This is a genomic window from Desulfobacula sp., from assembly GCF_021107415.1.
In genome coordinates this window covers 1-21070 of sequence record NZ_JAIOSW010000186.1, presented here as the reverse complement: position 1 = coordinate 21070, position 21070 = coordinate 1, and the positions used below count along the sequence as shown (strand labels likewise).

The window sequence follows — 21070 nt, the reverse complement described above, 5'->3', positions numbered from 1 at the left end:
CAGTGCTGGGGCTTGCCGTACAATTGGCCCCCCAGGTTTCCATCATCAGGCGGCGGTATGGTTTCTGATTGTAAGAAATTTTAACCATGAACACCTTGCACTCAATACCAAAGAATGAACAGCACATGGAAAGGGCACTGCCCCACTGGCCTGCACCGGTTTCCGTGGTGATCTTTTTGGTGCCGGCAACTTTATTGTAATAGGCCTGGGCAATGGCTGTATTAGGTTTGTGACTGCCTGCAGGGCTTACGCCCTCATTCTTAAAATAGATTTTTGCAGGGGTATCAAGGGCTTTTTCAAGGTTGTAGGCCCTGACCAGAGGAGTAGGATGCCATATGGCATATTTATCCAGGACTTCTTCCGGGATATCAATCCAGCGTTCTGTGCTCATTTCCTGTTCAATCAGGTTCATGGGAAAAATCGGAGAAAGATCGTCAGGCCCGCAGGGCTGCCCGGTACCGGGATGAAGAGGGGGTTCCATGGGAGTTGGCATGTCTGCCATAATGTTGTACCATTGTCTTGGCATGTCTTGGTCTGATAAAACAAATTTTTTGGTCTTCACAACTTCTCCTTTTATTGGGGTTTAATAAAAAATGATTGATCCTGGTGCGCTTAGTGGAAAAATCATTTTTTTTGATTGACAATATTTTCAGCCTCGCCTTTTAACAGATAATCAACGATCTGGTTTGCCACATCCCGTGCCACATTGTCCTGAGCCTCAAAGGTAGAGGCACCAAGATGACAGGTGCAGATAAAATTGTCCAGGTCCATGAGTTTTATGTTCCCGGGTGGTTCTGTTTCAAATACATCAAGGGCAGCTCCGCCAAGGTGGTTGGATTTTAAGGCATCATAAAGATCGGCTTCATTGACAATGCCGCCTCTTGCACCGTTGATGAGCATGGCACCTTGTTTCATCTTTGACAATGTCTCTTTGTTGAACAGGTTGGTGGTTTCTTTTGTTTTGGGTGTATGAATGGAAATATAATCTGATTGAGCTAGGACTTCATCAAAAGTGACCGGCGTGATCCCAAGTTTTTCAATAGAGGAATCTTCCAGATACGGGTCAAACCCGATAACTTTCATTTTAAGCCCCATTGCCCTGTCTGCTACAATACTTCCGATATTGCCGATACCGACAAGTCCCAGGGTCTTGTTGTATATTTCGCGACCCTTAAGATTTTTTTTCTCCCATTTTCCATCTTTCAGGGTTGCCGTTGCCTGGGGTATATTGCGGGAAAGAGACATTAATAAGGCAATGGCGTTTTCCGCCGTTGTAATCGTGTTGCCAAAAGGGGTGTTCATTACGGCGACATCAGCCAGGGTGGCTGCGGGAATGTCTACATTATCAAGCCCGATGCCCGCCCTGCCGATTACCTTGAGATTTTTTGCTTTGGCAAGCATATCCTCGGTCACTTTTGTTTTGCTTCGAATGGATAAGGCGTGGTAAACACCGATGATTTCTTCAAGTTCAGACGGGCTTAAATCGGTTTTGACATCAACTTCAATGCCGGGTGTGTTTTGAAAGATTTCAATTCCTACGTTGGAGAGGGGATCGCTGACGAGTACTTTCATGATAGTTCTCCTTTATTAATATGGATTAATAAATAAATCCTGATCATTTTTTATATGAAAGTTATTATGCAGGGGTCAAGACTGAAAAAATGGTGATAAAATGGTGATGGAAAATCACTATTCGGCAAATTGCTACTCCTCAAGGGATAGCAAATAGGAATGTAAGTTTGTCTTTCTATTTTTCAATCCCAGTTTTGTTCTGATTTTATACCGATGGGATGTGATCGTATTTAAAGACACATTAAGGATTTGTGCTATTTCCTTGTTTACCATACCATCTTTGACAAGTGCTGCCACTTTGATTTCCATTGGTGTCAGGTTCAGGTACTTTGATGAGAGTTTCCCGATTAAAGGGGAGGTGATCTGATTCATGTTTTTTTCAAGCCTGTCTAAAAGCACTTGCTGCCCTTTACTTATATTCGTTTGGGCAAGTTGTTTAAGATAGGGCATGACGGATTGTTTGATATTGATTAAAAAATTTTCCTTGTCGTTTTTCTCTTTTTGTTCCATTTGTTTTAATACGACTTTTAACGCAATATTGGCTTCCTCAAGTCTTAGATTGGCCTTTCTCAGTTTATCTGTCCGTCGTTGAACAAGGTTCTCAAGATGAGCTCTATGATTTTTCAGCTCATCCTGAAGGCGTTTTCGCTTGAAAAATTCAGGAATATCTATTTTTTTGTAATGTTTGTATTTGATATATGCTTTTTTGCAGTATTTGCTGATACAATCCTTAATCCTGGAAGGGTGGGCCATGATAAACCGGCAGTGCCTGTCCCCTTTTGCCCGGCACTCGATTTCTGCTGTTACAAGAGAAACACTAAAGCTTTCTTCACACCAGCCAGAGGAGTAACCGGCATTCATAACACAAACCGGGAAATCGGATTTTTCCCCGTTTTCCATCCATGCCTGGGCTTCAAAAGAATAAGGATGATCATAAATCAGATAAAAATTTTTATTCGGTACAGGGTTGGACAAGGGATGTATTTTAACAGATGCCCACCCGGTATAGGCAAAATGGACCGGTCCTGCTGAAAGTTTTTCTATGGGGTCACTCACCTTCATTTTTGAGAAAAAACTTTTTGCATCTGCTTTTCCAATGGAATGGGCAATATCAAAAAGAAAATTAAATGAAAGGGTTCTTGCCTCTTTTTCCCCCCGGTCTTTATACAGGAGCGCCATCATATCAAAGAATTCTTTGGACATGGATGCTGCCCTGACAAGGATATACCGTTCACCTGAAAATTTGATCAGTCCTTTTTCAGGGTTGTGTTGAACAGTGCTAAAATAATTTTTTACATAATTTTGTGCAGTCAGGAAAACCTGATGAAAATCATCCGGTACACTCACCGTGTTCAAAGTCGTGTCGGAAGGATGATTCATTACAACTCCATCAAACAGGTTTAAGTTTTTATGAATTCACCGGGATTGTACATGAATTTTTTATAGATTTTATAATAATCCGTATCTTCATATTGTATAGGCTCAACAACATGGTTGTCAAAGCTGTAAATCCTGGCATCAGGGCAGGCCATCAGAAGAGGGGAATGGGTGGCAATGATAAACTGGGCATGGCCCTGTCGGCTTATTTTTATTAAAAGATTTAAAAGCTCAATCAAAGATGTGGGAGACAAGGCTGTTTCAGGTTCATCCAGAAAGTATAACCCTTTGATACTGTATCGTGACTGGAAATATGACATGAGCGATTGGCCGTGGGATTGGGTAATCAGGGATTTCCCTCCAAAATATTTGAGCATTTCAGGGTCATTGACGGACCATTCCTCAAGGTTCCTGGCAAAATGGGAAAATATCTGGGACCCGAAAAATGAACCCGGTACCGGACCATTTTTCCATTGAATGGAAATGGCTTTATACAAGTCTTCTTCATAGGGGTTTTGTTCACACCTTAAATTGAACTCACTCTGCCAGATATGGATACCGCATTTATAGGCAAGGGCTTTGAGCAAGGTTGATTTTCCAGTACCATTTTCACCGATAAAAAAGGTAATGGCATTGTTAAATGTTGTGGTGTCAGTGTTCTGGAATATTTTCAGATTAAAGGGATAAAAATCCAGAACAGGAAATTTTTTCGAAAGGATATTTACTTGTTTTAAATAGGTCAAACCTGTTTTCCTTTCCTTGTTTTAGCTTGTTCAATCAAATCAAATAAAGAAAAGACTTTTGGTTTTCCCTTGTCTAAAAAGGCTTTTTTGAAGTCTTCTTTGGTCAATTTGTCCGTAAGATAGGCATGAACATCAAAGTGGTTGTACCAGCAATCAAGGGTTTTAAAACAGGGAAGTCCGCTGTTTTCAGACCGGCAATAGGGAAAATTGATCTGATGCCCAAGTCTCGGGCACCTGATGCTGAATGATTCTTCCGGTGGATCTGCCAAAAGGGTGTCGGTATTTTTATTTTTTTTTGTCGTCATTTGATTCCCAGGTTTTGATTTAACCTGCAACAGTCTTTGCAATGATCAAAGACTGTTACAGGCTGGTTTTAGTTGATTTAAGTTGCCTGTTTGGGTTTGGGTAAAGGTTCAATATCCTTTAGTGCATTATCAATCTGTTCCTGGGGCAGTTCATGATCAGACAGATTACCCCCGAGATAAGATTCATATGCAGCAAGATCAACAAGGCCATGACCGCTCCAGTTGAACAGGATGGTTTTTTCCTTGCCTTCTTCTTTGGCTTTAAGTGCTTCACGGATGGTAATGGCAACGGCATGGTTACATTCAGGCGCACTGATATACCCTTCGGTCCGGGCAAAGGTCAGGCCCGCCTCAAAGGTTTCCATCTGGTGGATGGATTCAGGTCGGATAATACCGTCTAAAATCAGTTGGCTGACAATGGGTGCCATGCCATGGTATCGCAATCCTCCTGCATGGATTGGCGCCGGTACAAAATTGTGTCCCAGGGTATGCATGGGTAGAAGCGGTGTCATCTGGACGGTATCCCCGAAATCATAGGCAAATGGCCCCCGGGTCATGGTGGGACAGGATGCCGGTTCCACAGCAATAATGTCAATTTCTTTTCCGTTTATTTTGTCCAGGGCAAAGGGAAAGGCAAGGCCTGCAAAATTACTGCCGCCACCCGCGCTTCCGATAATCACGTCGGGATAATCTCCTGCCATTTTCATCTGTTTTATGGCCTCAAGGCCGATGATACTCTGATGAATCATGACATGATTCAATACACTGCCCAGAGCATATTTGGTGTTGTCGTCGGCAACCGCTTCTTCAACCGCCTCACTGATGGCCATGCCAAGGCTTCCCGGAGAATCCGGGTATTTTTCAAGGATACTTCGACCGGCCCTTGTTTCATTGCTGGGGCTTGCCGTACAATTGGCCCCCCAGGTTTCCATCATCAGGCGGCGGTATGGTTTCTGGTTGTAAGAAATTTTTACCATAAACACCTTGCACTCAATTCCGAAAAACGAACAGCACATGGCAAGGGCGCTGCCCCATTGGCCGGCCCCTGTTTCCGTGGTGATTTTTTTTGTGCCTGCAACCTTATTATAATAGGCCTGGGCAATGGCTGTGTTGGGTTTGTGGCTTCCGGCAGGGCTGACGCCTTCGTTTTTAAAATAAATTTTTGCCGGTGTGTCAAGGGCTTTTTCAAGGTTGTACGCCCTGAACAGGGGAGAAGGGCGCCATATGGAGTATCTTTCCAGGACTTCTTCCGGGATGTCAATCCAGCGATCCGTACTCACTTCCTGTTCAATCAGGTTCATTGGGAAAATCGGGGATAGATCATCCGGCCCGCAGGGCTGTCCGGTTCCGGGATGAAGTGGTGGTTCCATGGGGGTCGGCATATCCGCCATAATATTATACCACTTTCTCGGCATTTCTTGTTCTGTTAATACATACTTCTTGGCTCTCATAGGCCCTCCTTATTCGCGGTTAGAGTTAAGGTTTAAAACTCATGGAATCTATCAACACATATTCAATGAATATGGTATGCCTATAAATTGAACAGGTTTGACACTATTCCAATTTTTATGAGAATAAACGGGCCAAGTCAAGCACTAAATTTCTAGTGAGAAAATGCCATGGTATTTAAAATGTATGAAAGAATCAGGCCTGTCAATTTCAAAATTATTTGAATTGTTTTAATATTAATTTTTCATAATCATCCTTTGTATCAACATCAATCAGGATAGCTTCATCGGGAACAGATACCTTTAATATGGAGTCTTTAAATTCATCAAAAAGGACTCTTGGCCCGGTGTCACCAGATAATGATTTCAGGCGATAAAATAAAGATGTGGCAATAATGACCGGGTTGCCCCGTTTGCCATTGCAATACGGGATGACAATCGGGGTGTTGGATGTTTCAAATGCATCAATAAGTCTGTTGATAATGGCAGCGGTAACAAGGGGCTGATCTCCTAAAAGGAAGATGGCTGCATCACAAATGGATGAGACATTTTCAAGTCCTTTGATAAGGGAGGTGCTCTGCCCCTTTGAGTATGCAGTGTTCCTGACAACTTTTGCGCCTGAAAAATCAATAACCTTCTCTATTTCATCAGCACAATGCCCTAGAACGACAATGATTTCATGCAATGTGGATTCCCCGGCATTTTGAACCACCTGACCCAAAAGGGTGTTTTTTCCAAATGGCAGCAGTTGTTTTGTTTTGCCCATGCGGGATGCAGAACCCGCAGCAAGGATGACTCCGGCAATTTTTTGGGTGGATGAACTCATGAAATCAAATTTTTCTTTTTTTTCTCTGGTGCCCGTTTTTTTATCAGCTCACCCACAATACTGACAGCAATCTCCTCAGGGGTTTCCGCGTTGATACCAAGACCGATGGGTGAGTGGACTTTTTCAAGGTCATCGTTAGAAAAACCTTCATCCATAAGCGCTTTATATATGGTATTTCTCTTTTTAGTGCTGCCGATCATGCCGATATAGGAAGCAGAGGTGCCAAGGGCATGTTGCAATACAACCTTATCATGAAGGTGGCCGCGTGTAATAATCAGGATATATGAGTTTGGGGAAATCTCCAATTGTTCAAAGACCTGCTTAAAATCAGTGATCAATATTTCATCCGCATCGGGGAATCTTTGACTGTTTGCAAACTTTGGTCTGTCATCAATCACTGTGATAGCAAATCCCACCATTTTTGCTAATTGTGCCACAAACATGGAGACATGGCCGGCTCCGAAAAGAAAGATCCGGGGTTCAAGGGCAATCCTTTCTACAAAGAGAGCCTCCTTTTTATCGTTAAAAGCAATCAGATCATAAGGAACTCCTTTGTCAAGATTTATTCCTTTTGGATCAAACCCGGGGATGGTTCCAAAAGTTTTGCCATCCTTTCCTATAAACATTCTTGCCCCGGTATCCATGGCAGATATGCCGTCTTCAATCCGGGTCACCAGTATGCCGGGTTTGTTGCCGGCAATGTACTCCTTTATGATCTTAAATAATGATATCGTTCCGGTGTTTTCAGGAAAAAAAGGCTCCAGGTACAGATCAACATCTCCACCACAAATCATACCGGCACCTGCCAGATCCTCATCGGTCAGATGGAACCGATAGACCAATGTTTCCTCCTGCTTTAAAAGCTCCACGGCCCGCTTTTGAACCCGGTATTCCAGTATTCCGCCGCCAATGGTTCCAATGAGTTCCCCTTCTTGTGTGATGATACACATGGATCCTACATCCCTTGGAGTGGAGCCTGAACGTCTGATGGTTTTTGCAAGAACAATTTTTTGTCCTGATGAAAGCAGTTCGTATACCTTTATATATATGTTTTTTCCCATTATTCTTTATTCCTTTGATTTTGTTTTCTAATGTTAAAACTGTCTTTTACAGGAATCTCATCCTTGAGTGAGGCTGTAATAATTTGGTCGATATTTTTATTTGTTTGTAAAAGTTCAGCAATTTTTTTGCCGGATACTATCCTGTCCGGGGTATCTGCTTTGTTTAAAAATAGAATGTTAAAAAGGGGATGGCCTAAAGCTTTGGCTTTTTTTATTTCAATGGCAGTCGATATTGCAATGGACTGCTCATCAATGGTTTCTCCCAAGGGCAGGCCCGTGTTCTCTGAAAAAAGTTTTGCCCTGTGGACATAGTGATCACCAAGGGCTTTTCCGACAGCATCAAGCCCTGTAACAAGAATCAGGTGGCTGGTGATTTTTGGAACCACGGGTTCATGTGAAGCAGTGGCTTTAAGGGGTTTGCGTTTGGCCCCGTCCGCCTCTATAATGATCCAGTCAAATAGATTCGCCTGCCATAAGTGATTGATGATATCCGGACTAAACCCGTTCAATTTTCCGGAAGCCAGGTCATGCTTGCTTCCGGCCGAGAAATGAGGGTAACGGTTAAGACAGGACTTTGATTTTTTAACAAGTTCGTCAACAGCGCTTTCAATGATAATGACAGGGGATTGATCCGGTTTTGGCATGAAGATTTTAGTGGTGGTCGTTGTTAAAACGGTTTTACCTGAATCGATGAGTTCCTTTGCCAGACGGAACATCAGGCTTGTTTTCCCGCCTGCACCGATAAGGCTGATAACACCCTGGCGGTTTAAGTATAATTTATCAATGAGTGTATTTGTCATTTTATGAAATTAAATGATAACACCTGTAAATAGTTATTCATTGAACCTGATTGTATTTTAATGTATCTAAACATATTTAGTTTGGGGATGATTATTTCACAATTTATTAATAATTCAAGTATTAAAGGAAAAACTTCAGGGCAATCGCATGTAAAATGAAAAATGGTTAAAATAGTTGTATTGCTTTAACCCGGCCGGGGCATGGGTTGCGATGAATCCGATTGCACTTCTTACAGTTTCTAAAACTCCGCTCCACTAACCGGCAAAAACTCGCTGTCGTTCAGACACTTTGCCGGTCTTAATGTTCCACTACGATAAGAACCTGTACAGAAGGCCAATCAACGATTCCCTGCAACCCACACCCCAACCTCCTCGGTAGAATCCAGATCGAAATCCTATCTGTAATTTTACTCGTCATCTCAAAAAACTAAATTTTATGTTTAAGATCAACTAACTAAAGTTACTGATGTATCAACATTCCTATAACAGAATTTCAGGCAGGAACGTTTGTCAATAAAATGTAATGAGATTTTGGGAAATTTGATTTTACCTTTTTCAATATAGTTGATTTTTAAATTTAAAATTTGGAAAGAAATTCATGCACATCACCAATTAGGAAAAAGTTTGCCCATAATTATTACATTTTTTACTCAGTTTTTAACATTTATTTCTCAGTAAAAAATTACCCTTAATTACTGTAAATACTATAGAACAAGACAAGTTTGAAGGCATGGAGGTCGGCACATTTTTTGCGTAACATATATAATATTTGTAATCTATATAAAACTGATGAGGAGCATAGACATGAAGAAAATTTTAGCTGGATTGATAACAGGACTTTTCTGCCTTTGCATTGTACCGACGACTAATGCGGCACTCTTTCTGAATCCTCCTAACACAGAGAATTCAAAAACAGAAGCGACTGTCATTTTGTATGGTTCTCGCGATCGGAATATATTGTATCCGCCATCTGTCCCTTTCGCTGGTGAGCATGTTAATGCTGAGGGCGGCGAGACATCGTACGCGAGCTACAATTTCAACCAGAGCCGCTTCATTATCGATTTTGATCAAGCAGGAACAACTACCTCCGACTATTACGGCACCGAATTGATGGGGTGGATCCGTTTCGGAGTGGATGAAGAGACACCATACAATATTGACGGTTTCTTTAACACCTACGGTAACCGGTATAAGGTTTTCAGTGTCTCGCTCTACAACGAAAACGGGTCATCGTTATTCGGAAACGACCAAAGAAGTTATAAGACGACCACACAAGAATTCGAGCTCGGGAAGATCGAAGGTGATTTATCAAATACACTCACTGGTGATCAATCCGGCTTCCTGCAACCTAATAACAACTACGTACTTAGTTACTGGGTGTTTCTTTATAATGAACATGATTCACAACCACCAGATGGAGCAACGGGCACGGGTAACATAACATTGAATTTCAACCCCAATAGTTGCTTTTGGGATATTGAACCAATTTCTTATGGAGATGGTGATGTCGACGGTTCAGACTTGAAGGAGTTTGTGTCGGGTTTTGGTGGTACGTCCGGTTATACTGTATCTGCCCTTGAAAGTTTTGCAGGAGAGTTTGGAAGAACTGACTGCTTTAACTGAAAAATATCATTCCCTAAAATCAAGCAGGATCTTTAAATGAGCCTGATAATAATTTTTTTATGTCAAAATTCTATATGCAGTGGTAGTTGGTTGCTGGAAACATTCAATTCACATTCAAATATATGAACCAAACATATTGTAAAGGGCATTCTTTCGCATTAAACGATATAATATAACAAATTTATAGTAGCTGGTTTCAGAAAATTATTTTTCAGGGTTAGAGCCACTCGCAACATAACTCCAATAAAGAACATTTCGGCAGATTCTTCCTGAATAAATTTAATTTTTACTAAAGTTGATTTATAAAATTTCCTTTACAGGTATTCGAATTATTGTTACGAAATCTTTAAGCCAGATGTTTTTAGTTTATCTGGTTGGATATCATTCAAATTTCCAAGATACATAGAACCGTAGCATTGTTTGGATTGAACATGGGAAATTAAGAGGAAAGAGATGAATAGAAAACTTTCATTATTGCTTGTTTCACTCTTATTTGTTTATGGTTGTCATCAAGACAAGGCTAAAGAATATCCTGAATATAAAATCAGTAATGTAGGTATTGCATTTAAGAACGTCAATCTTGTACCAATGATGGCTGATAAAATTGTTAAAGCACAAACAGTGCTGGTGAAGGATTCAAAAATAGTTGCCTTAGGTTCGGTTAATGACGTAAAGATACCTGAGAATGCCATGGTAATAGACGGTACGGGAAGCTATTTAATGCCTGGCCTGGCTGACATGCATATGCACACCGGGCACGCCTGGCAGAATTGGGCCTGGCCCATTTCTCCTTTGAATTTATATCTGGCCAACGGCGTCACTACCATCCGGGATTTCGGTCCAAACGGGAGCCCTGCGGATCATGGTCTTCACTGGCGTCGTGCAATTGGAAAAGGGTACCTTGAGGGTCCAACTATTTATACCTGTGGCAAAATATTGTATGGTCCTATCGACGATCCGGCCAAGGAAGTTGAAATCCAGAAGGCCAAAGGGTTCGATTTTATCAAGTTTTATTCATTCCTGACTAAAGAAGAGTTCAATAAAGGAATGGCCACAGTCAAGCGCCTTAATATGTATTCCGCAGGACACATTCCATATCGGGTTGGATTGGAAGACGTTTTGTCGGCCGGCATGAATGAGATTGCTCATATTGAGGAATTGACCTGGGAATGGATCGATTTTGATCGGAACAAAAAGCTACAGGGATTTAGTTGGATTCCTTATGTAATTGGTACGGCATTTCAACAATATGAGGGATATAAGGAGTATGATATAGAAAAACTCAAAACGGTTTTCGATAAGAGAATTTATGAAACCGTTGAAAAACTACTTGTCTTCAAGACACCCGTTTGCACTACCTTGGTGGTGGACGATGTGATTATTCAAAAACTGCATTATACTGATGCCTTTACCCAACGAGAGGAAAATAAATATTTATATAATGGATATTTGGAAAATTTCCGTCAGGGAAAGGAAAAACATCAAATGTTGTTTAAAGGTGAAGAAGATTTTGCTCATTTTAAGTTCCGTATTGATAAGCTACTGCTGATGGAATTAAAAAAAGCAGGAGTTCCACTGCTGCTTGCCACGGATGCAGGAACCGGCGGTATGGGCCTCGTCCCTGGTTTTTCCATTCACGATGAACTGCGGATCTTGACGGAAAATGGATTAACACCTTATGAAGCCATTGCCGCTGGTACGGTGAACGCCTCCAAAATTGTTGAAATAATGACAGGTAAAGATGACTTTGGCACCATTGAGATCGGTAAAAGGGCTGATCTGATTTTCTTAAAGAAAAATCCTCTGGAAAATGTTGAGAATATTAGAAACCCCTTGGGAGTAATGGCCTCTGGTAGATGGTATGATCAAAAAACATTGCAAAAGATGCTTTCTCCAGGGATTCCAACCATAGGAGAAATAAGACATGTTAATAGGTCCCATACCGGCCAAAAGACACAAATCGAAATCCTTGTGGGAAAGGATTTCTCCGGCAGGCTGCCAAACGATATCACCAAAATCGTGGTTACAGGTCCGAATGGAGAGCTGCCCATTGTCAAATCAGATTTTAAATATATACCCCAGCTAAGAAATTTTTATATTGAGATCTCCGGGCCGCCAGATATTGGTACCTATACCTTTACCATATACAGTAAAAAAAAAGTCGGGTTTGCAACCGATACTCAATCCATGAACATCATAATTCCCACCCCGGTATTAAAGACCGATACTTTTAATAATGGGAGTGTGCTGCAAACAACGACACCAACATTGTCATGGGAGGCCGTTAAAACACAAAATCCTGTCTACTATAGATTAGATATCTTTGATCACAGCAGAAACCGGATTCATCGCACCAGTTCAATAAAGAATATGTTGTCCTATACTGTCCCCAAGGGAATACTCAAGCCTGGCCAGACCTATTTTTGGAAAATCAGAATCTCAGACAGTGATCAGTGGACTCAGGAGCAAAATCGCTCTTCAAGCCGACTGTGGAAATTTAGTACAAAAATCTGAATTATAGAATTAATTCCAACAACCAAAAAGCACCGAGTGTAACCGGTGATTTTTTGAGTTTGAAAAATGCGGCTGCATACATGAGGCCAAACTATTGCTTTTTCTCCTGCCAGGACATCTGAAATTTTATAAACCTACTTGTGATCACCCTAGAGAAAAGTTATGGCAAACTAATTTCCTTGACTTGTTTTTATCTTAAAAGTATTTATTAAAAGCAAGCCACCAAGTGGTGGTTGATCTTTATAGTAAGAAATTAAAATCAAATCAAAGGTGACAACATGACCCAAATTATTTTTGAGTTTCTAAACAAAATCGGATTTACTCATCCTCTGCATCCCGCATTGACTCATATCCCAATGGGAATGGTAATGGGGGCGGTCACATTCCGGCTGGCATCTTTTTTGCCAAAGTTAAGATTCTTAGCTAAAACAGGATATCATTGTGTTATCCTCGGTCTTTTGGGTGTATTCCCAACAGCTTTCGCAGGCTACCTGGACTGGCAGCATACCTATGGTGGAGAATGGGAATTTTTGATTATTCTGAAAATGGTTCTTGCGGTTGTCTTAACTATAATCCTGGCAATAATTGCCATAACAGATGATCCTGAAAACCCAAAATTTGATAAAAAGACATTGTTCTATTTTTTAGTAGTCCTTGTGGCCATCGGACTGGGATTTTCAGGTGGTGAACTTCAATATGGATAATAAGGAGTCATAAGGATGAAAAAGAACTATTTGATCTTTTCAATAATGGCACTCATATTCCTTTTAATACCATTGTCTTTGTCTGCAATGGAATACCAGCATACGCTTGAAGTAAAAAATATGCAATTTTCATGGACCATTGAAGAGAATCAGATCCATGTCCAGCTATCGGCAAAAACCACCGGGTGGGTCGCCATCGGTTTTGATCCTGAAAAAGCGATGGGGGGAGCCAATATTATCATTGGTGCAGTTAAAAAAGGAAAATTTGGAATTGAGGAGACAAATATGGGGAGGCGATATGCAAAAAATAAAAAAAATACTTTGCGCAACAGACTTGTCAAAAGTTTCCGACCGTTTGCTTTCCTGGGGAGTCGAGCTTTGCTTAGGGTTTGATGCTTCTTTTTCGGTCTTTCATGCTATCCCTCCTCCCCGGGGTTCTGTAACCAGGCAAATTGAATTCGAAAGAGGTGGTGAAAAAAAAGAAAAGATCGAGAAAGCCCGTGAAAAAATAAAAAAATTCATGGCACATTTTGATATAAAGTGGGATTTAATCATAGCTTATGGTGATCCTGTCCTTGAACTTGCAAAAGTCGTAAAAAAGGTAGAAGCAGATATCGTAATTGCGGCAAGCCACGGGTTATCAGGACTTCAACAGTTTTTAATCGGCTCAGTCGTAGGACGCATGGCACAAACATTCCTGCAGCCTCTTTTAGTGATACCCCCCGGCAAATTTATTTCTGATACAAATCTTCCAGAATTGCAACTCACAAATATTATGATCGCCTGTAGTTTGTTGGAATCAGATTCTGATCTTAAAAATTACGCTTTGGCTTTTTCTGAAAAAATTAATTCAAAGATCTGGTTGGTCCATGTCATGGAATCTCCGGTGAACGAACAAATTGTGGAGATGACTTCTGCGCCTTATGAGGATGCACAAAGGCTTTTGGAAGAAAAATTGTCTTTAAGGCTGAAAAATCTGATGCCTGCCAAAACGCATATTTTGCAGGGAATTCCAGGCGAAGAGCTGGCTTTGTATGCGAAAAGCCATGAAATAGATTTGATAATAGCAGGGGTTGATGATCGCCCGGGCAGGATCATTACCACAACAACCGCAGCGTTGCTTCGTGATTTACCATGTGCAGTGCTGACGGTTCCCATAAAATCCACTATAGAATCTAATTGATAAGCCCATAAAATTTGAATTTTGGATGAAAGCAATGGCATTAAAAACAGGCATCGTAAAAGGGGACATATTTTTAAAGCATATCCCGGGGGATGGCAGTCCTGATACCCCCAAAAGACTTAAGTCCATATATTCCATGCTGAATGATCTTGATATGCAGGATGTTTTTATTGATATTCTGCCGAAAAAAGCTGAAAAAGAGGACATTATTCTTTTTCATTCCCTTGAGTATTTTGAAAAAATTGCTGAAACCAAAGGAAAAGAACTCATCGCACTTACAGCGGACACACATGCATGTGAAGATACATTTGATGCAGCACTTTATGCCACAGGAGGACTTTTAAAAGCCATATCACTGGTAGCAGCAAAAAAATTAGATAATGCTTTTGCTTTAATAAGACCCCCTGGGCATCATGCGGAAAAAAGTCGGGCCATGGGCTATTGCCTGTTCAACCATGTTGCTTTGGGTGCAATGTTTGCACAAAAGGTTTTAAAATTAGGCAGGATACTGATAATCGACTGGGATATTCATCACGGAAACGGCACCCAGCATGCATTTGAAAGAGATCCCAATGTTTTGTTTTTTTCCGTTCATCAAGCCGGGCTTTTCCCGGGCACAGGAATTTTTACAGAAACAGGTTTAGGACCAGGAGAGGGATATACGATAAATCTGCCCATCCCGAAGGGGTATGGTGATGCAGAATATGTCTCGATTTTTGAGCATTTGCTTGCGCCTGTGGCAGAACACTTTGCACCGGAACTGATTCTTGTTTCAGCAGGGTTTGATACCCACAAAGATGATCCCATGGGGGGCATGCTCATGACTGCGGAGGGATTTGCAGGAATGACGGCGTCTATCAAAAGAATAGCCGACAAGGTATGCGGCGGCAAAATGGTTTATTCCCTTGAAGGCGGTTATAATTGCGATGCCCTTTCCGGGGCGGTAAAAGCTGTCTTAAAGGAGATGGCGGGTATTACATGCTGTGATGTCAGTGCAATGGCAGCAAAAGCAGATAATAAAAAGAAGGATTTTGTCGTTCGGCGCTATATTGAGGTTCACAGGCATTTATGGAATTTTTTTTAATGTAAAAGGCATGGTATGATTAATAAAATTAAAATTATGGAAGCCTCGGTGAGAAAATGGCAAAGGATTATAGATAAAAAAGGCTCTGACGGCGGTGTGTTGGATTGTCCTCCGTGCAGAATCTTTTATTTCACGGTATGCATGGGATGTCCCATTGCTCAATATACAGGGCAAAAATTTTGCAAAGGTTCTCCTTATATTCCCTGGTTCAGGCACCAGTTGGAAAAGCATGATAAAATGTTCAAAAAGGTATATTGCCCGGAATGTGAAAAACTAGCACGGGATATGCAGAATTTCATGATTGAAATAAGAGATCACCTGATAGAAAAAGAAGCACAAAAAGAAAGGGAAAAAGAGTGATAATTGCTGTATTGGTTTTTGTGGAAGTTTTTTGCATGTGCGCAGCTGCATTTTTTTTATTTCGCATGAACGGCAATACTTTTTCAGAATCAGCTTCATATGCCATTATCACGGTTTTTATGCTGCTGTCTTTTATTCGCCAAATATCTTTTATTACAGGCTATTCCATCATTTCCACATGCATTGAATTTTTTTTTCTTATTGCTTCTATTATCCTGATCTTCAGACATCGTTCATATTTTCCCGGCATAGTCACCACATTAAAAAGCTTTGGATCTGCAAATTTTGTGCCTTTCATTTTTTTAGTTTTATGCTTTTTGTACATGGCGGTCCATGCTTTTTTATCTGTCCCAAAAGAAGTCTATAATGAACTTTACAATATAATTATTTATGAAAAAATTGGATTTTTTTCTCTTGCAGTCGCTGCTGAATTTCCGGGATTTTTACCGGTTAACCATAGTATTTTGTTCAATACTTTCCTGCGGTTTGGCATAGATTTTGGTTCCGGGATTTTTTGTTTTTTAGCGTATCTTTCCATAGGTTTTTCCACTTATGCCCTTGCCAGGCGGTATTCATGGCATCCCACAGCATTTACCATAGCCATTTTGGTCATGTCCATGCCAAGGCTTGTTGTCCAGGCTATATATCCGGGTACACAGATCATATCTGTTGCAGTGGCATTGTTTTGTATTCTTGCAATTTATCGAACGGTAGAGATGCCGAACTTGACGGATCTGATTTTATTGATCCTGGGGCTCTTTTTTTGCATATCCGGAAATATTTCCAGCATGATCTTTGCCCCGATCCTTTTGGTTCTGTCTTGCGTAGTTCTTTTCAGGAGACATGGCATTATCACATGGAAAAGCATTTTAGGGAAAAACTTTTATACCTTTTTTGCTGTTGTGCCTGCTGCAATTTTTTCGCAATGCTGGCTTAAAGATTCCTGGTCCGGTGTATTTTCCAGCATTTCTTTTAATAACGATGGGATACAGGGAGCGTTAGCAAATTTTATACGTTATATTCTTGAAAGTTTTTATTTTACAGCATCAATAGACATAATTTTCGAAAGGGTTTTTAAATGGAATATGGCACAAGCTCTTGAATCTCTTTATAATTTTTGTGTAAGGCCATTTTTGGGTGAAAGCGGTGCTGTCCAGGTATTTCATTTAACAGGGGTGCCAAATGAGATGTTTTCATTCGGGCCTGTTGGATTCTTTCTGGTGCTTCCGGCCTTATTATATGCCATGGTAAAGGGTCCCCGCAGGCTCAAAGCTGTTGCCACAGCCTTTTTTGTTTATTTTTACCTGGTATCTTTAATCATTGCATGGGCACCAGGTAATGCAATGTTTTTCGAACTTTTTTATGTATGTGCAGGATTCAGTATTGCCTTTTTTTTCCCGCCCTGGCGATTCACGAAAAGAAACAAAAAATTTTTTCAGACAGCTGGATGTTTTTTGCTGTTTTTCACACTTTTGACGGCTTCGTAAGTCATGCCCCGGAACTCGGGAAATTCAGTATCTTCTATGCGGAAATATCAACCACCGATCCCCCAGATTTCCGAATTTTTTCATCAATGGCCTCAAGACTTTTCGTTATCGTCTGATATGAAATATCCGGCAGCATACCACCCCATGCCTTTTCAGCTTCGCGAAAGCCGCGTAAAATACCTTCCCGTCCCGCCCTTAATCGATCAATATCATTCCCGGCTCCCTTTATCACAAAATCAAGATTAGAAATTGTATTGTTGATATTTTGAACGGTTCCTGACAATTCCAAATAGGATAATTATTCTTGAGCGGCTCCAATATATTTTCGTTCCATCTCAAATGATCCATTCATAAATTTCATTCGAAAATAATTGATATCGGGATTACTATCAGTGACACGTAAGACAATCTCTTGGATATGTTTAGGAGTCCTTAATCCAAAAATGATTTCTTCTAAAGTCGCCGGAATTTCACATTCTGAGTTGGCTGAAGAGTGAATATACCGCCATTCATTTTCATACCACCAATTTAATAAAAGATAGGATAATTATCTTTGACCCCAATCTAACGGCATTCATGCTACTTCCGGGTAGAAGCACCGGTTGCCCAGCGCTCCCCCCACAGATCCGTACGAGCGGAATTCCCGCATACGGTTCCTCAATTTCAGTTCTTTTACCAAATTGAAAGCCAAACAGGTACTTTGGTGCATAGCCTTTTTCAGTCTCATAGCATTTCCCCGCTCTCCAACGGAAGTTGCCCTATATTATTACAAATCAAACTTCTAATGCCTCTAAAATTGTAATTTTAAAAGCCAATTGATAAAAAATACCAGAAGGGTCATTAGAAAAAAGTTGTACGCAAGGTTTTGCTTTCCATGACCATAATTATGTTCAGCGTGGTAGCCTTGGTTTTTCAGCGTATTAAATGTTTCATTTTCGATTTTCCATCTTGCTCTGCCACACTTTACAAGCTCTTTGATATTCTGGGAGGTGATGGGAATGTTGGTTACCCAACTACTTCGAAATGTTCGTTTTTTACCTTTGAACATACTGTATTCAAAAAAATTTATTAAAAGCGTTGACAGACTGTTACTTTTTTTACCTAATTTTATGGAAGTTTTTGTTATAATGTTACATTTTTTTCATAGGAAAATAAATACATAAAAATGGCGTAAATACAGCTGGTTAACAGTTTTCAGATGGGTAAATCAGGGTATGATTATTGCAAGTATATTTAATTATACATGTAATATATAGATACAACTGTTTTTTAAGAAGGTATCTAAAAAAAACATGACTGGATAAATTGCAAATAGATGAGAGGGGGAACGTATGAGACATTTAATGGTAATCTTAGGCTGCTTTTTATTTTTCTGGGTTAGTATTTTTTCCGGGATTGGTTTTACGGCAGGATTTTATGGCGTGAGTGAGTCGCCGACATCGCTTAATTATGGAGTAAGTATATCCGGTTCTAATTATATTCATTATGTATGGAATGCACAAGGATATACTTTTAAAGATATGGGGCTTTCCGGTGATGGTTCAACCGTTGTCAGCGGTTACTACAATTCTCAAGGCATTATGGAACCCTATAGGTGGACACGCAAAGACGGCAGAAAATGGCTTGGATTTTCAGAGCCATGTCAGAATGTTTCTCCCCAGAGTTATGCCACGGCGGTTTCCTATGACGGCTCTTATATTACCGGACGAACCCGGGTTGATCAAATCCGCCTTTATTATATATTTTTCCCCACTCGCTATTATGTGGATATGACAAAAGGGTTTATCTGGCATAATAACAATTTCACAGGTTTACCCTGGATATATGGACACAAACTTGCCCTCCCTTTTGATATTAGCGGCAGCGGCTCTGTTGTAATCGGTAACAGCAGGGACGTTTCTGCCATATTAGACCATATAACCCCCGGGGACCATGCAGTAACCTGGGAGTCTGTCAGGAATTACAATGTTTCTGGTCTTGGTGTCTATGCCGGCGATGATGACAGTCTTGCATTTGCAGTTTCAAACGATGGATCTGCTATAGTTGGAGTGAGTGGAAATACGAATAGTACATGGTTAACGGATTCATACTGGGATCCGGTTGTCAACAAAAACGGGTCGGGTTGGCAGAGATTGGCCAAGCTAAGCACAGCCACCATCTATGCCGGCTTCAATAATGTGCTTGGTGTATCTGCTGACGGCGCAAAGGCTGTTGGCTGTCTTTATGATGGAGCAAAAAGCCTACCCTCCTTCTGGGACACCACAACTCTCCAGGCTTTTGCCCTTTCCCAGCTGCCCGGGAAAAATCAAAGAGGTTGTGCCTTTGATGTGTCAGGGCTTATTGAAGATTCCTCTTTTCCAAGTGGCAAAGGATATATTGCTGTGGGGGAATTAGACTTCCTGGCAGTTATGTGGAAGGTCGACCAGACAGCTCACACATCTACGGTTGAACGTGTGGACAGCCTGCTTACTTCCCTGCAGCTTGGTAATAAAATAAAAGGATGGAAACTTAAAATCGCCCATCAGGTATCAGATGACGGTAAAACTTTTGCTGGACAAGGTTTCAATCAAGCTGAGAAACCATGGATCTGGTTTGCTGATCTTAATGCGCCACCGCCGGCCAATGATGACTGTGATAAGGCCCAGAATATCAGTATCACCAGCATTGACACCGAAAAAAAGAAGATTTATGGCACCACGAAAAACGCAACCCATGATGTTTATCAAGCCTGTTCAAGTGGGAAACGCCTCAGCGTATGGTATCGTTTCACTGCCCCGGCTGAAGGTTTTATCGCCCTGGATCTCTGTGGTTCATCAGCGCTCCAGGATCCAGCTTTGTCCGTATTTGACAATTGTTGGGGCGGACTTGAAAACGGCTGCAACACCGGTTGCAATGGTAATCCCTGCACGGAACCCTGTCTGCTTGGCAATGATCTTGTCAAAGTTGAACAGGGACAGGATTATTATATCATGGTATCAAGCAAGAACGGAGTTCCCGGCTCCAACTTTACTCTGAATTATCAATTTCTGCCCATTAACAATGAGTGTGCTGAAGCGTTTTTTGTGGGCACTCCGTCAGAAACTCCCGGCCAGACCTGGCTTGCTACAATTGATTCAATTTCACCATGTCAGGGTGTAATAGCTACGGCTCCAGGGGTATGGTACAAGGTGGTAGGTAATGGGAATACTCTTACTGCTTCAACCTGCGACGCCATGACCGATTATGACACCCAAATCAGTGTTTATTGCAGTGGATGCCCCACTCTGACCTGCGTTGGTGCAAATGATGATGACACTTCCTGCGGTGGTGGTAAATCATCTGTCACCTGGTGCGCGGAATCCGGAATGGTTTATTACATTTTTGTCCACGGGTTTCAAAGCCAAACAGGCAACTTTAAATTAAAAATTATAGATAGCGGCACCAGTTGTTCCTTATCCGTCAATTGTCATCCCTCCAATGAGGACTGCCAGGAGGCAATACCGCTCAATCAGGGCACCCTGATGGTGGACAATAGCGGAACCAATCCAATAGGGGGTTCTTCAACCTGTGGCGGTTATAATGATATCTGGTTCAGCTATACGACACAATGTAACGGTGAAGTCACCATAGACACTGTGCAGAGTACCGGTACCCTGGAAGATACGATTATTAGTGTATATGAATCCTGTGGAGGCCCTGAATATGGCTGTAATGATGATTACGATTTAGTTCAATTTGGCAAGCGTTCTGCCATCACCCTTCCATCTCCGGGAAACAGAAAACACCTTATCCAGGCATCCAGCTATGAGGCCTATGATGTTGGAACCTTTCCCCTGCGGGTAACTGAAGTTGTTGATCCTGTGGATATTGTACCCTGGGCATTACCGGATGCAAGCCAGTACATGGAGTATTTATATCAACTGCCCGTCAGCGGCGGCTGCCCATTCTGGTTTGATGGAGAACGCGGGTTTTATTCCGTCACTGCCGACAATCTGCCACCGGGT

General features: G+C 41.3%; 19 protein-coding genes. 9 read left to right on the top strand and 10 right to left on the bottom strand.

The window, feature by feature from the left end; all coding sequences use genetic code 11:
* The 9 genes from K8S13_RS10115 to yqeC form a co-directional block, all read right to left on the bottom strand.
* On the bottom strand, positions 1 to 562 hold a 562-nt coding region (locus tag K8S13_RS10115; RefSeq protein WP_291462324.1), incomplete at its 3' end, for a pyridoxal-phosphate dependent enzyme.
* A 62-nt stretch (positions 563 to 624) separates the two neighbouring features.
* The gene (locus K8S13_RS10110; RefSeq protein ID WP_291462323.1) at positions 625 to 1572 is read right to left on the bottom strand and encodes a hydroxyacid dehydrogenase; all 948 of its coding nucleotides are present in this window, start codon (positions 1570 to 1572) and stop codon (positions 625 to 627) included.
* 132 nt (positions 1573 to 1704) lie between these two features.
* Positions 1705 to 2952 carry a LuxR C-terminal-related transcriptional regulator gene (locus tag K8S13_RS10105; RefSeq protein WP_291462322.1) on the bottom strand — a complete coding sequence of 416 codons (1248 nt, stop codon included), beginning with the start codon at positions 2950 to 2952 and terminating at the stop codon, positions 1705 to 1707.
* Between the two features lie 20 nt (positions 2953 to 2972).
* Positions 2973 to 3692, bottom strand: coding sequence for an AAA family ATPase (locus tag K8S13_RS10100; protein ID WP_291462321.1), 720 nt, complete (start codon positions 3690 to 3692; stop codon positions 2973 to 2975).
* Positions 3689 to 3997 (bottom strand): hypothetical protein, encoded by a 309-nt coding sequence (locus K8S13_RS10095; protein WP_291462320.1) that lies wholly within the window; start codon positions 3995 to 3997, stop codon positions 3689 to 3691. The genes K8S13_RS10100 and K8S13_RS10095 overlap by 4 nt, the downstream gene beginning before the upstream one ends.
* 77 nt (positions 3998 to 4074) lie before the next feature.
* Entirely contained in the window at positions 4075 to 5448 is a 1374-nt protein-coding gene (locus K8S13_RS10090; protein ID WP_291462319.1) for a TrpB-like pyridoxal phosphate-dependent enzyme, read from the bottom strand.
* A 214-nt stretch (positions 5449 to 5662) separates the two neighbouring features.
* Positions 5663 to 6271 (bottom strand): nucleotidyltransferase family protein, encoded by a 609-nt coding sequence (locus K8S13_RS10085; protein ID WP_291462318.1) that lies wholly within the window; start codon positions 6269 to 6271, stop codon positions 5663 to 5665.
* Positions 6268 to 7332 (bottom strand): XdhC family aldehyde oxidoreductase maturation factor, encoded by a 1065-nt coding sequence (locus tag K8S13_RS10080; protein WP_291462317.1) that lies wholly within the window; start codon positions 7330 to 7332, stop codon positions 6268 to 6270. Before K8S13_RS10080 ends, K8S13_RS10085 begins: the two co-directional genes overlap by 4 nt.
* Entirely contained in the window at positions 7332 to 8132 is an 801-nt protein-coding gene (gene yqeC, locus K8S13_RS10075; protein WP_291462316.1) for a selenium cofactor biosynthesis protein YqeC, read from the bottom strand. The genes K8S13_RS10080 and yqeC overlap by 1 nt, the downstream gene beginning before the upstream one ends.
* An 804-nt stretch (positions 8133 to 8936) precedes the next feature.
* On the opposite strand from yqeC, the gene K8S13_RS10070 reads away from it, so the two are divergent.
* The 8 genes from K8S13_RS10070 (at position 8937) to K8S13_RS10035 (ending at position 17087) form a co-directional block, all read left to right on the top strand.
* A complete protein-coding gene (locus tag K8S13_RS10070; protein ID WP_291462315.1) occupies positions 8937 to 9755 on the top strand; it encodes a hypothetical protein in 819 nt (272 codons plus the stop codon).
* 453 nt (positions 9756 to 10208) lie between these two features.
* Positions 10209 to 12269 (top strand): amidohydrolase family protein, encoded by a 2061-nt coding sequence (locus tag K8S13_RS10065; RefSeq protein ID WP_291462314.1) that lies wholly within the window; start codon positions 10209 to 10211, stop codon positions 12267 to 12269.
* A 278-nt stretch (positions 12270 to 12547) separates the two neighbouring features.
* Positions 12548 to 12973 carry a DUF2231 domain-containing protein gene (locus K8S13_RS10060; protein WP_291462313.1) on the top strand — a complete coding sequence of 142 codons (426 nt, stop codon included), beginning with the start codon at positions 12548 to 12550 and terminating at the stop codon, positions 12971 to 12973.
* Positions 12974 to 12988: 15 nt separating this feature from the next.
* Complete coding sequence (locus K8S13_RS10055; protein WP_291462312.1) at positions 12989 to 13366, top strand: DOMON domain-containing protein; 378 nt, start codon at positions 12989 to 12991, stop codon at positions 13364 to 13366.
* On the top strand, positions 13272 to 14156 hold the full coding sequence (locus tag K8S13_RS10050) for a universal stress protein (RefSeq protein ID WP_291462311.1): 885 nt from the start codon (positions 13272 to 13274) through the stop codon (positions 14154 to 14156). The genes K8S13_RS10055 and K8S13_RS10050 overlap by 95 nt, the downstream gene beginning before the upstream one ends.
* Positions 14157 to 14190: 34 nt before the next feature.
* The gene (locus K8S13_RS10045) at positions 14191 to 15240 is read left to right on the top strand and encodes a histone deacetylase (protein WP_291462310.1); all 1050 of its coding nucleotides are present in this window, start codon (positions 14191 to 14193) and stop codon (positions 15238 to 15240) included.
* A gap of 15 nt (positions 15241 to 15255) precedes the next feature.
* On the top strand, positions 15256 to 15600 hold the full coding sequence (locus tag K8S13_RS10040; RefSeq protein ID WP_291462309.1) for a hypothetical protein: 345 nt from the start codon (positions 15256 to 15258) through the stop codon (positions 15598 to 15600).
* Positions 15597 to 17087 (top strand): hypothetical protein, encoded by a 1491-nt coding sequence (locus K8S13_RS10035; RefSeq protein ID WP_291462308.1) that lies wholly within the window; start codon positions 15597 to 15599, stop codon positions 17085 to 17087. The genes K8S13_RS10040 and K8S13_RS10035 overlap by 4 nt, the downstream gene beginning before the upstream one ends.
* Positions 17088 to 17121: 34 nt before the next feature.
* Here the strand turns inward: K8S13_RS10035 and K8S13_RS10030 are convergent, their stop codons facing one another.
* Positions 17122 to 17376, bottom strand: coding sequence for a hypothetical protein (locus K8S13_RS10030; RefSeq protein WP_291462307.1), 255 nt, complete (start codon positions 17374 to 17376; stop codon positions 17122 to 17124).
* Between the two features lie 1042 nt (positions 17377 to 18418).
* On the opposite strand from K8S13_RS10030, the gene K8S13_RS10020 reads away from it, so the two are divergent.
* Positions 18419 to 21070: hypothetical protein (locus K8S13_RS10020; RefSeq protein WP_291462306.1), on the top strand; the 2652-nt coding region annotated here is incomplete at its 3' end.

Excerpts from the sequence above, each read along its gene's own strand:
- K8S13_RS10070 (WP_291462315.1), top strand. The coding sequence starts at position 8,937 with ATGAAGAAAATTTTAGCTGGATTGATAACAGGACTTTTCTGCCTTTGC.
- K8S13_RS10110 (WP_291462323.1), bottom strand. The coding sequence starts at position 1,572 with ATGAAAGTACTCGTCAGCGATCCCCTCTCCAACGTAGGAATTGAAATC.
- K8S13_RS10085 (WP_291462318.1), bottom strand. The coding sequence starts at position 6,271 with ATGAGTTCATCCACCCAAAAAATTGCCGGAGTCATCCTTGCTGCGGGT.
- K8S13_RS10065 (WP_291462314.1), top strand. The coding sequence starts at position 10,209 with ATGAATAGAAAACTTTCATTATTGCTTGTTTCACTCTTATTTGTTTAT.
- K8S13_RS10055 (WP_291462312.1), top strand. The coding sequence starts at position 12,989 with ATGAAAAAGAACTATTTGATCTTTTCAATAATGGCACTCATATTCCTT.
- K8S13_RS10095 (WP_291462320.1), bottom strand. The coding sequence starts at position 3,997 with ATGACGACAAAAAAAAATAAAAATACCGACACCCTTTTGGCAGATCCA.
- K8S13_RS10060 (WP_291462313.1), top strand. The coding sequence starts at position 12,548 with ATGACCCAAATTATTTTTGAGTTTCTAAACAAAATCGGATTTACTCAT.
- K8S13_RS10040 (WP_291462309.1), top strand. The coding sequence starts at position 15,256 with ATGATTAATAAAATTAAAATTATGGAAGCCTCGGTGAGAAAATGGCAA.
- K8S13_RS10105 (WP_291462322.1), bottom strand. The coding sequence starts at position 2,952 with ATGAATCATCCTTCCGACACGACTTTGAACACGGTGAGTGTACCGGAT.
- yqeC (WP_291462316.1), bottom strand. The coding sequence starts at position 8,132 with ATGACAAATACACTCATTGATAAATTATACTTAAACCGCCAGGGTGTT.
- K8S13_RS10080 (WP_291462317.1), bottom strand. The coding sequence starts at position 7,332 with ATGGGAAAAAACATATATATAAAGGTATACGAACTGCTTTCATCAGGA.
- K8S13_RS10090 (WP_291462319.1), bottom strand. The coding sequence starts at position 5,448 with ATGAGAGCCAAGAAGTATGTATTAACAGAACAAGAAATGCCGAGAAAG.
- K8S13_RS10045 (WP_291462310.1), top strand. The coding sequence starts at position 14,191 with ATGGCATTAAAAACAGGCATCGTAAAAGGGGACATATTTTTAAAGCAT.
- K8S13_RS10050 (WP_291462311.1), top strand. The coding sequence starts at position 13,272 with ATGCAAAAAATAAAAAAAATACTTTGCGCAACAGACTTGTCAAAAGTT.